Annotated in this window: 11 protein-coding genes; 1 reads left to right on the top strand and 10 read right to left on the bottom strand. The window is 61.1% G+C overall.

Going from position 1 to position 15755, the window contains the following annotated elements; translation table 11 throughout:
* Window positions 1–71: 71 nt before the first annotated feature.
* The 8 genes from mgrA to C3Y91_RS10805 all read right to left on the bottom strand — a co-directional run bounded on the left by mgrA (window position 72) and on the right by C3Y91_RS10805 (window position 10313).
* Window positions 72–1103 (bottom strand): L-glyceraldehyde 3-phosphate reductase, encoded by a 1032-nt coding sequence (gene mgrA / locus C3Y91_RS10770; RefSeq protein WP_130655703.1) that lies wholly within the window; start codon window positions 1101–1103, stop codon window positions 72–74.
* A 323-nt stretch (window positions 1104–1426) separates the two neighbouring features.
* Window positions 1427–2560, bottom strand: a complete 1134-nt coding sequence (locus tag C3Y91_RS10775; protein WP_130655704.1) for a Gfo/Idh/MocA family protein — start codon at window positions 2558–2560, stop codon at window positions 1427–1429.
* 9 nt (window positions 2561–2569) lie between these two features.
* Window positions 2570–3331 carry a sugar phosphate isomerase/epimerase family protein gene (locus C3Y91_RS10780; protein WP_130655705.1) on the bottom strand — a complete coding sequence of 254 codons (762 nt, stop codon included), beginning with the start codon at window positions 3329–3331 and terminating at the stop codon, window positions 2570–2572.
* Between the two features lie 37 nt (window positions 3332–3368).
* Window positions 3369–5831, bottom strand: a complete 2463-nt coding sequence (locus C3Y91_RS10785) for a beta-mannosidase (RefSeq protein ID WP_164593530.1) — start codon at window positions 5829–5831, stop codon at window positions 3369–3371.
* Between the two features lie 124 nt (window positions 5832–5955).
* Window positions 5956–7047 (bottom strand): ABC transporter ATP-binding protein, encoded by a 1092-nt coding sequence (locus C3Y91_RS10790; protein WP_018074626.1) that lies wholly within the window; start codon window positions 7045–7047, stop codon window positions 5956–5958.
* A 4-nt stretch (window positions 7048–7051) separates the two neighbouring features.
* Window positions 7052–7996 (bottom strand): carbohydrate ABC transporter permease, encoded by a 945-nt coding sequence (locus tag C3Y91_RS10795; RefSeq protein WP_024322072.1) that lies wholly within the window; start codon window positions 7994–7996, stop codon window positions 7052–7054.
* Window positions 7989–8894, bottom strand: coding sequence for a carbohydrate ABC transporter permease (locus C3Y91_RS10800; RefSeq protein ID WP_017964644.1), 906 nt, complete (start codon window positions 8892–8894; stop codon window positions 7989–7991). The genes C3Y91_RS10795 and C3Y91_RS10800 overlap by 8 nt, the downstream gene beginning before the upstream one ends.
* 183 nt (window positions 8895–9077) lie before the next feature.
* Window positions 9078–10313: an ABC transporter substrate-binding protein gene (locus tag C3Y91_RS10805; protein WP_024322073.1), complete on the bottom strand. Its 1236-nt coding sequence runs from the start codon at window positions 10311–10313 to the stop codon at window positions 9078–9080.
* A 453-nt stretch (window positions 10314–10766) separates the two neighbouring features.
* Here C3Y91_RS10805 and C3Y91_RS10810 point away from each other — a divergent pair, with 453 nt between their 5' ends.
* Window positions 10767–11810, top strand: coding sequence for a LacI family transcriptional regulator (locus C3Y91_RS10810; RefSeq protein ID WP_024322074.1), 1044 nt, complete (start codon window positions 10767–10769; stop codon window positions 11808–11810).
* Between the two features lie 57 nt (window positions 11811–11867).
* Here the strand turns inward: C3Y91_RS10810 and leuS are convergent, their stop codons facing one another.
* Together leuS and C3Y91_RS10820 are read right to left on the bottom strand one after the other, a co-directional pair.
* A complete protein-coding gene (gene leuS, locus C3Y91_RS10815) occupies window positions 11868–14384 on the bottom strand; it encodes a leucine--tRNA ligase (RefSeq protein WP_024322075.1) in 2517 nt (838 codons plus the stop codon).
* Window positions 14385–14774: 390 nt separating this feature from the next.
* Window positions 14775–15683 carry a LysR family transcriptional regulator gene (locus tag C3Y91_RS10820; RefSeq protein ID WP_024322076.1) on the bottom strand — a complete coding sequence of 303 codons (909 nt, stop codon included), beginning with the start codon at window positions 15681–15683 and terminating at the stop codon, window positions 14775–14777.
* Window positions 15684–15755 lie beyond the last annotated feature (72 nt).

Genomic DNA, 15755 nt, shown 5'->3' on the forward strand with positions numbered 1-15755 from the left:
CTTTTTTGCTGTACGTACATCAGATTATAGCAGAAAAAGGCCCGGAAGACTTGCCTCCGGGCCTGACGTAGCTATTCGCGTTCGGCGGACTTTGCCCAGAGGTTGATGTCGGCCTCGCGGGCGTAGACGTCGATCTCGGCAAGCTCCTCGACGCTGAATTCGAGATTGTCGAGCGCCTTGACGCAATCGACGATCTGCGACGAGCGGCTTGCGCCGATCAGCGCCGAGGTCACGCGCCCGCCACGCAGCACCCAGGCGATCGCCATCTGCGCCAGAGTCTGGCCGCGCCTTTCGGCGATCTCGTTGAGCTTGCGGATATTGTCGATGATCGAGGGGCGGATGTAGTCACGCTTCAGGAAATGGTTCTGCGCCGCGCGGCTGTCTTCGGGAATGCCGCCGAGATATTTCGTCGTCAGCATGCCCTGGGCAAGCGGCGAAAAGACGATCGAGCCCATGCCGACCTCGTCGAGCGTATCGAGCAGCCTGTCGTCCTCGACCCAGCGGTTGAGCATCGAATAGCTCGGCTGGTGGATCAGGCACGGCGTACCGAGCTCCTTGAGGATTGCCGCGGCTTCTCTCGAGCGCTGCGAATTATAGGAGGAGATGCCGACATAGAGTGCCCGGCCGGAACGGACGATATGGTCGAGAGCGCCGCAGGTCTCTTCCAATGGCGTTTCCGGGTCGAAGCGGTGCGAATAGAAGATGTCGACATAGTCGAGGCCCATCCGCTTCAGGCTCTGATCGCAGGAGGCGATCAGATACTTGCGGCTGCCCCATTCGCCGTAAGGGCCAGGCCACATGTCGTAGCCGGCCTTGGATGAGATGATCAACTCGTCGCGAAGCCCGACGAATTCGGTGCGCATGATTTCGCCGAAAGCGGTCTCGGCACTGCCGGGAGGCGGGCCGTAATTGTTGGCGAGGTCGAAATGAGTGATGCCGAGGTCGAAGGCCGTGCGGCACATATCGATCTTGCGGTCATGCGGCGTCTCGCCGCCGAAATTGTGCCAGAGGCCGAGGGAGACGGCCGGGAGCTTCAGGCCGGAACGGCCCGTGCGGTTATATTTCATTTTCGAATAGCGGTCTGCGGCCGGTTGCCAGCTCATCTGAATGTCTCCTTGATAAAATAGCTATATCGTCGTCATGCGACATCATCGGCCAAGAGATTGCCGACACCTGCCCCTCATCCGGCTGCCGCCACCTTCTCCCCGTAAACGGGGCGAAGGGGCATGCCGCGCCGCCTTCCTCAACCTCAACCTCGACCTCGACGCTGCGTTTGGCGCGTCCCCTCTCCCCGTCTTTACGGGGGAGAGGGTTAGGGTGAGGGGCAACCATCGGCGCGAACCGCGCAGCCGTGGGACAGGCCCGAGGTTGACGAAACTATTGTAACGAGCGCGCCGATACGGCAAGCCCAAGGCGCGCGTGCTCTCTACTTCAAAAGCGCCTGCGCTTCTTCGATGCCGAGGGCGGCCGGCTGCGTGCAGGTCGTGGTCAGGTCGATGAAACGACCCTCCTCGCCCGATTTCAGGATCGAGGTCATGACGTCGACGCCGTGCAGCGTGCGGTCAAGCGAGCAGCGTGCATCACGGCCTTCGATCAGCGACATCGCCATATCGGCAAGCCCGGCGGTGCGGTAGTTGGCGCGCGATCCGTTCGGGCTTTCCTGGTTGATCTTGCCGAATGGATGCTCCCAGGCGTCGAGCGGCTTGATGTCCTTGTCGCGGCCGCTTGCCTCGACGGTGCCGCCGAAGAAGTTCGGGTCCGGCACGTAGAGCGAGCCGTCGGTGCCGTAGAGCTCCATGTTGGCGTGGCGATGCGACCAGACGTCCCAACTCGCCGTCAGCGTCACCGTGGCGCCGTTGACGAATTCGAGCAGCGCCTGGATCGTCGTCGGCGTCTTGACCGGGATGATCTCGCCGTTACGCGGCTGGCTGGTGATGGTGCGGGTCGGCGACGCCATCGAGGTCATGCCGCCGACACGTTTGACCGGGCCGATCAGGTTGATCAGGTTGGCGATGTAATAAGGGCCGAGATCGAGGATCGGGCCGCCGCCCGGCAGGAAGAAGAAATCCGGGTTGGGATGCCACATCTCCATGCCGGGGCTCATGACGTAGCAGGCGCCCGAGGTCACCCGGCCGATGCCGCCGTCGTCGATGAACTTGCGGGCGAGCTGATGGGCGCCGCCGAGGAAAGTGTCGGGCGCGCAGCCGACGGCAAGGTTCTTCTGCTTGGCGATGCGGCGAAGCTCCTCGCCCTCTTCAAGCGAAAGCACCAGCGGCTTTTCGGAATAGACGTGTTTTCCGGCTTCGAGGATCGCCTTCGATACCCGGAAATGCGCATCCGGGATCGTCAAGTTGACGACGACGTCGATCTCGTCATTGACGAGAAGCTCGTCGATCGTCTGCGCTTTGACGCCATATTCCTTGGCGCGCGCCTCGGCCGCCTGCGCGTTGATGTCGGCGCAGGCCAGCACCTTCAGCCCCCTGAAGAGCGGTGCCAGTGAGAAGTAAGTGGTGGAGATGTTGCCGCATCCGATGATGCCGACGCCAAGTTCCTGGGTCATGATGAAGCCTCAGTAGGTCTGGAAGGATGCGATCGAGCGGCTGATATTGCGGTCGATGTCATTCGGGTTGTCGTGTTCGACGACGTAGTGCTTGGCCTTGGTGGCGCGCAACGCCGTCATCAGCCTGGCCCACTCGACCTTGCCGTGGCCGACATCGGCCCAGCCGCTCTCATCCGTCGCCTCGCCGGCCGGTGCGATGTCCTTGACATGCACAGCGGTGATGCGCGGTCCGAGCTTCTCGATCCAGGCGAAGGGATCGGCGCCGCCGCGGATCACCCAGGCGATATCGGCTTCCCAGGAAATGTCGGGCGCGCCTTCGAAGATGTGCTCGATCGGCCGCGAGCCGTCCTGCAGCTTGAAGAATTCGAAATCATGATTGTGCCAGCCGAATTCGTAGCCGGCAGCCTTGTAGGGCTTGCTGATCTCCTGCAGGCGCTTGCCGAAGGCGACCCAGCCGGCAGCATCGGACGGGCGTTCCTCGGCGGCAAGATGCGGCGCATAGATCGAATCCATGCCGAGGATCTTGGCAATGTTCAGCGACTTCTGAACTTCCTTCTCCAGGAAATCAGGGCTGAAATGGCCGCTCGCCATGACCAGGCCATTCTTGTCGAGCTCAGCGCGAAGGCTCTTCAGCCCGGCATCGTCGAGATCGGCATAGATGCCGCCGAAGCCCTCGACCTCGGCATAGCCTGATTTGCCGAGCTTTTCGAAGATCGCCGAATAAGGCTGGAAGTTGCGGGCACTATAGAGCTGGTAGCTGAGTTTCGTCATCATGTTCTCCTTGGGCCTCGTGCCCATTCTTGCAAGATCAATCCGCCGACTGGCAGGAATACAGGTCGTAGAACCGAAACTCCGGAAGCGCGCCACGATCAAGCGGCCGTGCCGGGGTAAAGGTGATGCGGCGGCTCTCGCCGGCCGCAAGATCGAAGGCGTTGTCGGAATATTTGCCGTCCGTCTCGGTCTCGATCATCACAAAAAGCGCAAGTCCTTTCGCGGTGACGTTGATGTCGACGGAGCCATTCTCCTCGACATATTCGTGGGTAACAGCAAGCCCCGCGGGCTCCAGCTCCAACGCCTTGTAGGTGCCGTTGACGTAATGCCCCTCGCCACCCATGCCGTTCGAGGCGGTGAACTGCCAGGCAAGCAGCGTTCCCTCGGGAATATCGGAAACGTCGATGCTCGCGGCAGTGACGGCCGCATCCGGCGAACATATGGCCTGCACGTCCTTGAGGTGCCGGCGTTCGCCCTTCGTCGTCAGGACCGAGATCGAAAGGTCGACGCTGACATCGGCAAGCGTGTCGTTGACAAGCGAGAAACGGATCGTTTTTCCGTCGTCGGAAGGAATGGCCGCGACCGCGACCGGCTGGAAGAAGCGCTTGACGAGATAGTGCATCGCCTTCCAGCGGCCGCCATAGTCGAGGCTCGACCAGGAGGCGACCGGCCAGGTGTCGTTGAGCTGCCAGTAGATCGTGCCCATGCAATGGGGTTTGAGCGACCGCCAGTATTCCACCGCTGTCTTGATCGCCAGCCCCTGCTGGATCTGGCTGAGATAGACGAAGTTCGGGAAATCCTTGGGGAAGCGGAAATAGCGGAACATCGTGGCGGCGATGCGCTCGTTGCCGCCGGCATTCTTCTGGTGCAGTTCCATGACCGGGGAAGCGACATTCATGTCCTTCGCCTCGGCATAGGTCTTGATGACGGGCAGCGAGGTATAGGACTGGAAGCCGAATTCCGAGCAGAAGCGTGGACGCACCGAGCGATAATTGTCGAACGACTTGTTCTCGTGCCAGACCGACCAGTAATGCATGTCGCCGGACCCGTCGGCATGCCAGGCATCGCCGAAATCGAGATAGCCGGACGCCGGGCTCGACGGCCACCAGAGCGCGCCGGGAAGCGCCTTCTTCACCGCCTGCTCGATGGTGCGGTTGAGGCGATCATAGGAGACGAGATAGCGGTCGCGGTCCTTCCTCGATTCCTCGAACCAGGTCAGCGCCCCGACCAGCTCGTTGTCGCCGCACCAGAGCGCGATCGAGGCATGCGAGGAGAGCCGGCGCACCTGGTAATCGACCTCGATCGTTACATTGTCGAGGAAGTCCTCGGTCGAGGGGTAGAGGTTGCAGGCGAACATGAAGTCCTGCCAGACCATGAGGCCCAGCCGGTCGCAGAGATCGTAGAAATGATCCTGCTCGTAGAAGCCGCCGCCCCACACGCGGATCATGTTCATATTGGCGGCTTTGGCCGATTGCAGCAGATCCTCGGTCTTCTCAGGCGAAGACAGCGAAAACAGCGCGTCGGCCGGGATCCAGTTGGCGCCGCGGCAGAAGATCTCGCGGCCGTTGACCTTGAAGGCGAAGCGGCTGCCTGATGCATCCGGCGTGGTGATCAGCTCGACGGTGCGAAGGCCGATCTGCTTGGTCACCTCATCGGTCGGCAATTCGACGGAAAGCCTGTAGAGCGCCTGCTCGCCGCTGCTGGAGGGCCACCAGAGGCGTGGATTGTCGATATGGAAGAGGTGGTTGACATGGGTCTCGCCGTTGACGCCGACATCCAGGCGCACGCGCTCGCCGTCGAGCTCGAAATAGACCTGGGCAATGTCTGGTCCCTTGGAAAACAGCGTCGCCGTCACTTTAAGGTCGACCGAGCCGTCGTTATTGTGGGTCTGGCGGGTGACCACATGTTCGATGCGCGCGGTTTCGAGCTTCTTCAGCGCGATCGTCCCGTAAAGGCCGAGCGGGGCAATGGCGATGTTCCAGTCCCAGCCGAAATGGCATTGAGGCTTGCGCAGCATGTTGCCGTCGGGGATTGGCGAATTACCGGTACTGTAGGGAATGTAGAACGGCTGCTGCTTCTGTCGCGCAGCGCCGACGGCAATGTTGGAGGCAAAGACGATGCGGATACTGTTGTCGCCTGATTTCAGCATGCTGGAGACATCAGGCCGGTAGCGGCGGAAGCTGTTATCGGCTTCGAGCGCCAGGAAGCCGTTGACGTGGACGCTGGCGACCGTGTCGAGATAGTCGATATCGAGATACCAGTCGCCCTCGACCTCCTGAAGCGTGAAGCTGCGCTCGACCGCCCATTCGCGCTCGGCGACCCACTGCACCTTTTCCTCGTTGCGGCCGAAATAGGGATCGGGGACCAATCCTGCCCGGTGCAGAGCCGTGTGCACGTCGCCCGGCAGCATGATCGCGGTGCGGATCTCGCCGTCGACGGAGGCGAGCTGCCACGAACCGGAAAGGTCGATGTTGAAACCGTTCTTCGGCAAGGATGTCATAGTCATATCCTGATCGGACCGCTCCTGGGAATCGCCGGACAAGCCGGACCGCGGCCGAATTTGGCTGGCCTGATGGCCGATTGGAAATAGGGCGGCGCCATTTCGGCCCCGCCCGCAGAACCTTCTAGAGACGCAGCTCGCTTTCGGCGTCGAAGACTGAGGCGACCGTCATGTCGAAGCTGAGCTTCACCTTGGCTCCGACGTTGAAGCGGCGTGCGCCGTTGACACGTACCGACATCGTGTGACCGGCATGTTTCAGCCACAGCAGATTGTCCGCACCCATCGGCTCCTCGATATCGACGGTGGCGTCATGTTCTTCGCCGCCGGTATTCTCGTTGACCTTGATGTGTTCTGGACGAACGCCGAGCACCACCTTGCGGCCGGGCTGCAGCGTCTCGCTGGCGTCGTAGGCAGCGAGCGAGAAAATGACGCCGTTGGCCGAAAAGGCAATGCCGTCGCCTGATTTGACCAGCTCGCCGTGCAGGAAATTCATCGACGGCGAACCGATGAAGCCGGCGACGAACAGATTGCGCGGCCTGTTGTAGATTGTCGTCGGATCGTCGAGCTGCTGGATGATGCCGCTCTTCATGATGGCGATGCGGTCGGCAAGCGTCAGCGCCTCGATCTGGTCGTGGGTGACGTAGATCATCGTGTTCTTCAGCGACTGGTGCAGGCGCTTGATCTCGACGCGCAGCTCCGAGCGGAGTTTGGCGTCGAGATTGGATAGCGGCTCGTCGAACAGGAAGACGTCGACATCGCGCACCAGTGCCCGGCCGATCGCAACGCGCTGGCGCTGGCCGCCGGAAAGCTCGGCCGGCTTGCGTTTCAGGAGCGGCTGAATCTGCAGGATTTCGGAGGCGCGCGCCACCCGCTTGTCGATCTCTGCCTGCGGCACCTTGGCGACGCGAAGACCGAAGGACAGGTTCTTCTCGACGGTCATCTGCGGATAGAGCGCATAGGACTGGAACACCATGCCGATGCCGCGGTCCTTTGGCTCTTCCCAGGTAACGTTCTTGCCCTTGATGAAGATCTGCCCTTCCGAGGCATCGAGCAGGCCGGCGATGCAATTGAGCAAGGTCGACTTGCCGCAGCCGGACGAGCCGAGCAGCACGAGGAATTCACCGTCGTTGATGTCGAGATTGAGATCCTTCAGCACGCTGACCGCGCCGAAATTCAGGGATAGATCCTTGATGGAGACGCTTGCATTCATATTCATGAGATCAACCCTTCACTGCGCCGGCGGCGATGCCGCGGACGAAAAGCCGTCCCGACACGAAGTAGACGATGAGCGGCACGAGACCCGTCAGGATCGTTGCCGCCATGTTGACGTTGTATTCCTTCACGCCCTGGACGGAATTGACGATGTTGTTGAGCTGCACGGTCATCGGATAGGTATCCGGCCGGGTGAAGACCACGCCGAACAGGAAGTCGTTCCAGATGCCGGTCACCTGCAGGATCATCGCGACCACGAAGATCGGCAGCGACATCGGCAGCATAATCCGCAGGAAGATTTGCCAGAAGCCCGCCCCGTCGACACGCGCCGCCTTGAACAGTTCCTCCGGCAGCGACACGAAATAATTGCGGAAGAGCAGCGTCAGGATCGGCATGCCGAAGATCGAATGCACGATGACGAGGCCGGTCAGCGTGCCATAGATGCCGATTTCGCGCAGGATGATGACGATCGGATAGATCATCACCTGATAGGGAATGAATGCGCCGATGATGAGGATCGAGAAGAAAAGCTCAGAGCCCCTGAAGCGCCAGTTTGCCAGCGCGTAGCCGTTCACCGAGGCTATCGCGATCGAGATGATGACCGACGGCACCGTGATGCGCACCGAATTCCAGAAACCCCGCGACAGGCCATCGCAGTTGAGCCCGGTACAGGCCTGCGCCCAGGCTTTCACCCAGGGTTCGAAGGTGATCTCCACCGGCGGCGAAAAGATGTTGCCGAGCCGGATTTCCGGCATGCCCTTCAGCGAAGTCACCACCATCACATAGAGCGGCAGCAGATAGTAAAGCGCTGCGACGATCAGCGTGCCGTAGAGCATGATGTTGCGCGCCGACAGTGCCGGGCGTGGCCGGGGGCCGCTGGGGCCTTCGGCGAGTTTAGCCCCGACGGCGTCGATGCCGGCAGCGGTGGTGTTGAGAGTTCCTACTTCAGCCACGCTTGCGCCCTCCGCCGAATTCCAGATAGGCCCACGGAACGATGATGATCGCGACTGTGACGAGCATCATGGTCGAGGCAGCAAAGCCCTGCCCCAGGTTCTGCGCCTGGAACATGTAGTCGTAGACATATTTCGCCGGCACTTCCGACGAGATGCCCGGTCCGCCCGATGTCTGCGCGACCACGAGGTCGTAGACCTTGACGATGCCGGAGGCGATGATCACGATCGTCGTGATAAAGACCGGCCGCATCATCGGGATCACGATGAAGAGATAGGTCCTCCACATCGGAATGCCGTCCACGCGCGCCGCTTTCCAGATATCCTCGTCGATCCCACGCAGGCCGGCAAGCATCAGGCACATGACGAGACCCGTTCCCTGCCACAGCGCCGCGATCAGAATGCCGTAGATGACGATTTCAGGCGTATAGAGCGGATTGAAGGTGAAGCTCGTCCACCCGATCGAGCGCACCACCGCCTGAATGCCGAAATCGGGATTCAGAACCCATTGCCAGACGAGGCCTGTCACGATGAAGGACAGCGCGAAAGGATAGAGAAAGATGGTGCGGAAGGTGTTTTCGAAGCGGATTTTCTGGTCCATCAGCGCCGCGAGCATGAAACCGATGACCAGGCTGAAGATCAGCGAGAGGATGCCGTAGACAGCCAGATTCTCGATCGCCGTCACCCAGCGTGGTGCCGCCCAGAGGCGCTGGTACTGATCGAAGCCGACAAAGCTCAACCGCGGAAGGAGCTTGGAATTGGTGAAAGAATAAAAGACCGTCCAAAACGTGCCGCCGACAAAGATCACCAGCGCTGTCAGGATCATCGGGATAGACGCAATCTTGGCATTCAGATTGCGCAGTAACTTGTTTGGCCGGCCTGCTCGCGCTTGACCCGTCATAAACACTTCTCCTCAATCGCAACTGCGACAACTAACAGAACGGCAAGGCGCCGCCTGTCGTCTCCACCTCTGAAACCTGCTGAAGATACCAGAGAGACGCCGCCGCCCGCCGGACCATCACCGACCGTCCGGAACGATCCGGCCCCGATGGGAGCCGGACCGCAAGGGCAGCAAATCTGCTGATCAGTCAGCAGAAGCGATGATCCCGGCGAAACGCTTCTGAGCGTCTTCCGGCGTCATCGACGGATTGGCGAAGAATTCGGAGAAAAGGTCTTCCTTCTGCTTCTGGCTGTCGGCCGAAAGCAGCTGGTCGGTGCCTTGGATCACGTTGCCCTTGGCCAGGATGTCGAGACCCTTCTTCATGCAGTCGTTGGCGGCAGCGAGATCGACGTCGCCGCGAACCGGCAGCGAACCCTTCTTCAGGTTAAAGGCAACCTGGGTCTTGGGATCGAGCAGGGTCTTGGCAAGCACCGCCTGCGCCTTGGACTTTTCTTCGTCCTTCAGCAGCGGGAAGTAGAAGGCGTCGCCGCCCGTCGAGATGATCTCGTTCACGCCGAGGCCCGGCAGGCAGGTATAGTCGGTACCGGCCTTCTGACCGGCGAGCGCGAACTCACCCTGTGCCCAGTCGCCCATGATCTGGCCGCCGGCCTTGCCTGTGATGACAAGGTTGGTGGCCTGGTTCCAATCCTGAACGTTGCTGCCTTTGGCCATGCGCCGAGCATCGTCGGCCGCCTTGAACACCTTGGCGATTTCGGGACCGGCGGCAACTTCCGCATCCTTGTCCTTGAAGACCTTGTTGAAGGTATCCTTGCCGGCGACCGCGACCATCAGCACGTCGAAAGCGCCTGTCGCCTGCCACGGCTGACCGCCGACGGCGAGCGGAATGATGCCGGCCTTTTCGAGAGCCGGAGCCGCAGCGACGAACTCATCCCAGTTCTTCGGAACCTCGACACCGGCCTTCTTGAAGGCGGCGTTCGAAAGCCACAGCCACTGCCAGGAGTGGATGTTGACGGGAGCGCAGTAGATCTTGCCGTCGATGGTGCAGGAATCGAGCAGGCTCGACGGACGAATGATATCCTTCCAGTGCTCGGCGGTCGCCACATCGGTCAGGTCGCGCATAAGGCCGGCCTGAACGAGTTCCTCGGCCTGGCGGCCATGGTTGAACTGAGTGGCGCCCATTGGATCGCCGCCAGTGATGCGGCTGATCATGATCGGACGGGCAGTGCCGCCGGAACCGGCGATAGCACCGTCGACCCAGTGGTTGCCGGTGGCGTCGAATGCCTTTGCCAACTCGGCGACGGCAGCGGATTCGCCGCCCGAAGTCCACCAGTGCGTGACTTCGAGATCGGTGGCGTTGGCGCCGCCGAACGGAAGCGCGACCGAGGCGGCAAGCACGGCCGCCAATATACGGATTTTCATGAGTTCTCCTCCCTCACTGAAACGTTGCCGGAAAAACTTAGATCAATCGATTTCTCCACGCAACTGTCCGCAGGCAAATTTTTCCGCGATAACGAGAATTGCTACTTTTGGCTGTTTCCATCAGAGGCGCCGCATCCCCTGAAGCGATATTCAGTCGGCCGTTCTCGCACATGCGTTTTCAATTTATCTATTTGAATTTACATAATAATTTTACATGATAAATTTAGCAGAGCGATTTAGCCTCTTCGCAAACGCAAAAAAACAGAGCACGAATTGCCGATTCAACCTATGCGTATGATGCTGCAATGCACACAACAAAAAGCACTCGACATTTCTACTGTATCGTTACAGATTGCATTCTTCAGGGAGGTGCGATTTTGGCATGCGGCGGGCTTACGACGCTGGAAAAAGCCTCTATAAGCGACACCAATTCGCGCAGGACGGCCTAAAGGGATGGAAAACAAGGGAAATTTCGGGAACGCGGCATCGACGCCGGCAGCGCGCGAGCGCCCGACGTTGAAGACGATCGCCTTCATGACCGGCCTTGGCGTGACGACGGTGTCGCGCGCGCTGAAGGATGCGCCGGATATTGGGGCGGAAACCAAGGAGCGGGTGCGCATGGTCGCCCGCCAGCTCGGCTACCAGCCGAACAGGGCAGGTGTGCGCCTGCGCACCGGCAAGACCAACGTCATCGCCCTCGTTCTCAGCATCGACGAGGAGATCATGGGCTTCTCGAGCCAGATGGTCTTCGGCATTTCCGAGGTGCTATCCGGCACGCCCTATCATATCGTCATCACGCCGCATTCCCACAGCAAGGACCCGATGCTGCCGGTTCGCTATATCCTCGATACCGGTTCGGCCGACGGCGTCATCATCTCCCGCATCGAGCCGGACGATCCGCGCGTGCGGCTGCTGAGCGAGCGCGGCATGCCCTTTGCCACGCATGGGCGCACCGATGCGGGCTTGACGCACCCCTTCCACGATTTCGACAACGAGGCCTTCGCGCATCAAGCGGTGGAAAGGCTCGTCAAGCGCGGCCGGCGCCGCATCGCCCTGCTGCAGCCGCCGAGCAAGCTCACCTACTACGCCCATATCCGCATCGGCTTCCAGACCGGCCTGCATGATTACGGCGCCGAGGAAGTGCCGCTACGCGTCAACACCGACGCACCGCTCGCCGACATCCGCGACATCGTCGAGGTGATGATGCGCTCGGGCAACGCCCCCGACGGCATCGTCTGTTCGGCCGGCAGTGCTGCAATCGCCGTCAATGCCGGCATCGAGGCCGCCGGCAAGGCGCTCGGCCGCGATCTCGACATGGTTTCCAAGCAATCGGTGCCCATCCTGAACTGGATCCGCCCCGAGATCATCACCGCGCAGGAAGACGTGCGCCAAGCCGGCCGCGAAATGGCAAAAGCCGTCATCGCACGCATCGACGGCGTCGAACCGGAACTGCTGCAGAGCGTAAGCCAGCCGACCTGGCCGGAGAGCGGCAGGTAGGCGGTCGGTTGAGGGAACGGACCGTCGGGCTCAAATCCGACGATCCGCTTTGGATCATCACAGGTCTTCGACGACGAAATTCACCAGTCGCCCCGGGACCAGAACTTCCTTGACCACCGTTTTGCCGTCGAGCAAGGCCATGACAGCGGGTTCGGATCGCGCCGCCGCAAGCAGCGCCTCGCCGAGGTCGGCGGCGGCTTCGAAGCGGTGGCGAACCTTGCCGTTGATCTGCACGACATATTCGCGGGTCTCCATCTCGATCATTGCAGGATCGAAGGTGGGCCAGGAAACCCATGTCAGTGTTTCCCCGTGACCAAGCTTGCTCCATAACTCCTCCGCGATGTGAGGCGCAAAGGGTGCGAGCAACAGCACGAATGTCTCCACCACTTCGCGCGGACGCTCTGCTTCCACCGTCAGTGCGTTAGCCAGTTCCATCAGCCGGGAAACCGCGGTATTGAACCGAATTGCTTCGATATCCGCCGTCACGGTCTTCACCGTCTGGTGGCGCAAGCGCAGAAGCTGCGGGCCGGGGGCCGCCTCCAGCACCACTGGAGAGAGTCCGTCGCTCTCGTCGCAGACAATACGCCAAGCACGCTCCAGAAACCGACGCACGCCGATCACGCCAGCGGTCTGCCAGGGTTTTGCCGCGTCCAGAGGTCCCATGAACATCTCGTACAGGCGCAAGGCGTCGGCCCCGAACTGATGGACGACATCGTCGGGATTAACAACGTTCAGCTGCGACTTCGACATCTTCTCGACGGCGCGCTGCACTTCGACCGACCCAGCGAACCATCTACCCTCCTCTCCGACAACGGAAGACGGCGCGTAATACCGGCCCGCCGCATCGCGGTAGGAATGAGCAAGGATCATGCCTTGGTTGAACAGCCGCTGGAACGGCTCATCCGTCGAAACGACGCCGATGTCGTAGAGCACCTTATGCCAGAAGCGGGCATAGAGCAGATGCAGGACCGCGTGCTCGGCGCCGCCGACATAGAGATCGACCGGCATCCAATAGCGCTCGGCCTCGCGCCCGACGGGTTCGCTGGTGTTCTCCGGATCGAGGAACCTGAGATAATACCAGCAGGACCCCGCCCATTGCGGCATCGTGTTGGTCTCCCGCCGTGCCGGAATGTCGGTGCCCGGCACGATCGTTTCGACCCAGGCCTGCGCACGGGCAAGCGGCGGTTCGCCATCCGGCGTCGGAGCGTAGTCGTCCAGTTCAGGCGGCAGCAGCGGCAGGCATTCCTCAGGCAGCGGCATCACCGAGCCATCAGCCAGATGCAGCACCGGGATCGGCTCACCCCAGTAGCGCTGGCGGGAAAACAGCCAGTCGCGCAGGCGGTACATGACCTTCGGCCAGCCCGCGCCGTTCGCCTGCAGCCAGGCGATGATGGCGGATCTCGCCTCCGGCGAGCCCAGGCCATCCAGGAAGCCGGAGTTGACCATCGCCCCCTCGCCCTCATAAGCCGCCTTTTCGATATCGTCCTCGCTGTCGATCACGCGAATGATCGGCAGCTCGTGCGCATGGGCAAAAGCGTAATCGCGCGCGTCATGAGCCGGCACCGCCATCAGGGCGCCGGTGCCGTAGCCAGCCAGCACGTAATCGGCCACCCAAACCGGCAGCCGGGCTCCGTTGGCAGGGTTGATCGCATAAGCGCCGGTGAAGATGCCCGTCTTCTCGCGCCCGGCATCGGCCCGTACAGTCTCTTCCAATCCTTCGGCCTCGGCAATATAGGCGGCCACCGCCTTGCGCATTTCCGGCTCGACGATGGCGGCAACTGCAGGATGCTCCGGCGCGAGCAGGATATAGCTTGCTCCGAACAGGGTCTCTGGGCGCGTCGTGAAGACGGTGATGACCTCTTTGCCGTGCTCGAGCGGAAACCGGATTTCGGCGCCCTCGGAACGTCCGATCCAGTTGCGCTGCATGGTTTTCAGGTTTTCGGGCCAGTCGAGGCCGTCCAGTCCCTGTAGCAGCCGATCGGCATAGGCCGTGATGCGCAGCATCCACTGGCGCATCCTGCGGCGAATGACGGGATCGCCGGTCTCGACATAGCGCCCGTCCTTGACCTCCTCGTCGGCAAGCACCGCGTTCTGGGCCGGGCACCAGTTGACCGCAACCTCCGCCTGATAGGCGAGGCCCTTCTCGAACAGCTTCAGGAAGATCCACTGCGTCCAGCGCACATAGGCGGGGTCGGTCGTGGCGAACTCGCGGCTCCAGTCATAGGAGAAACCCAACCTCTGCACCTGCCCGCGAAACGTCTCGATATTGCGCTTCGTCGTGATGTCGGGATGCACACCAGTCCGCATCGCGTGGCGCTCCGCCGGCAGGCCGAAACTGTCCCATCCCATCGGATGCAAGACATTGAAGCCGCGCATGCGTTTGTAGCGGCACGTGATATCAGTGGCCGTATAGCCGAGAGGATGGCCGACATGCAGGCCCGCACCGGAAGGATATGGGAACATGTCGAGTGCGTAGAATTTCGGTCTGGCCGGATCGATTTCCGCTCGGAAGATATGGTGGTCGGCCCAATAAGCCTGCCACTTCGGTTCGATCTTTGTGGGATCATAAGGCATGAATTACTCCTGGCGCCGGCCGGCTTTGCGGCGTGTCCTGAAAAATGGAGGCGTTCTGTGGTTCAGGAGCAGCTACGGCTGCCGGTGCTCCGGTGACGTCCGGCAGCCGCGGCTAAGTCGAAACGCGCGCGGAGTTGCGGCGCAGGACGTCTGCGCGACGCTCCGGACGAAAAAGGCGCGATGTGGCTTTGGAAACGATCTGGTGTCCATGGACTGTGGCTCAAGGCAAATAAGGAGAAAGCAAACGACAGTGTTAACTCGGCTCCGATCAGGAGGCCGTGGTGGTAAGTCGTGCGTCGCGTGCGCGAGCGTCTGCTGCTTGAGTTGCCATAACCATGAACCAAGAGTGCCCGATATGATCGCTTCTGCCAAGAGTGCATTCGCGCGAAATCAGGATCTGTTCAAATCCCGCGGCGCGCTCTTTACCAGTTGTTCGAGCACCGCCGCGACCTTCGGGTTACGCACCTCGCCGCGCCGGGTAATCGCGTAGATGCTCCGGTAGGTGGATGACGCCAGCGGCTTGACGGTCAGGCCTTCGCCAAAATCTCGAAGCGCCAGTCCGGGCATCACCGAAATCGAGCAACCGGCTTCGACAAGTGCGAACACCACTTCGAAGCTGTCACTGAAGCCGTTGATGACAGGCTCGAAACCGATGTCGCGGCAGGCCTGGCGGATGGCCATGGAATAGGCGCTAGAGGCGACGTCGAGCGCCCAATGTTCATCCCTCAGCTGTGCGAGTTCGATGATGGGCTCGCTCTCCAGCCTGTGGCCAGCGGGCAGAAGCACGAAGAGCTGGTCGCGGCAGAGGAACAGCGTGTCGGCCGTGCCCTCCAGCGTATACGGATTGAACGATATGTCGTCGGCAATGACGATATCGGCCTGCCAGGCCCGGAGTGCCGCCACGCCTTCGGCAGGTCCCATCGTCGTCATGACGATGTTGAGATGCGGATGGTGGATCGCGAGCTCGCGCATCGCGGCCGGAATGAAGGAGGACGCCGCGGACGGTTGGGTGGCGATCCTCAGGTCACCGGCGACGATATTCTGCAGCTCGGCAATATCGGTCTTGGCTTCCTCGACAATGCTGAATATCCGATCGGCATGCACAACGAGCCGTTGGCCGGCCGGTGTCAGCGTCACCCCTCGCCCGCGTCGCTCGACGAGCGCAATGCCGATTTCGTCCTCCAACTGGGCGATTTGCTGAGAAACCGCCGACGACGAAATGCCGATAGCATCGGCCACCGCCGCCATTGTCTCGCGGCGCGAAAGCTCGCGAAGCGTCCGTAATCTGAAAAAATCCAAACTTGGCTCCCTCGGCTGATCAATCGGCCATAATTTCTAATCTATATCCTTATTTTAATTAAGTAGACCTAC

It is taken from the genome of Rhizobium ruizarguesonis (genome assembly GCF_012349115.1).
Classification (GTDB): domain Bacteria; phylum Pseudomonadota; class Alphaproteobacteria; order Rhizobiales; family Rhizobiaceae; genus Rhizobium; species Rhizobium ruizarguesonis.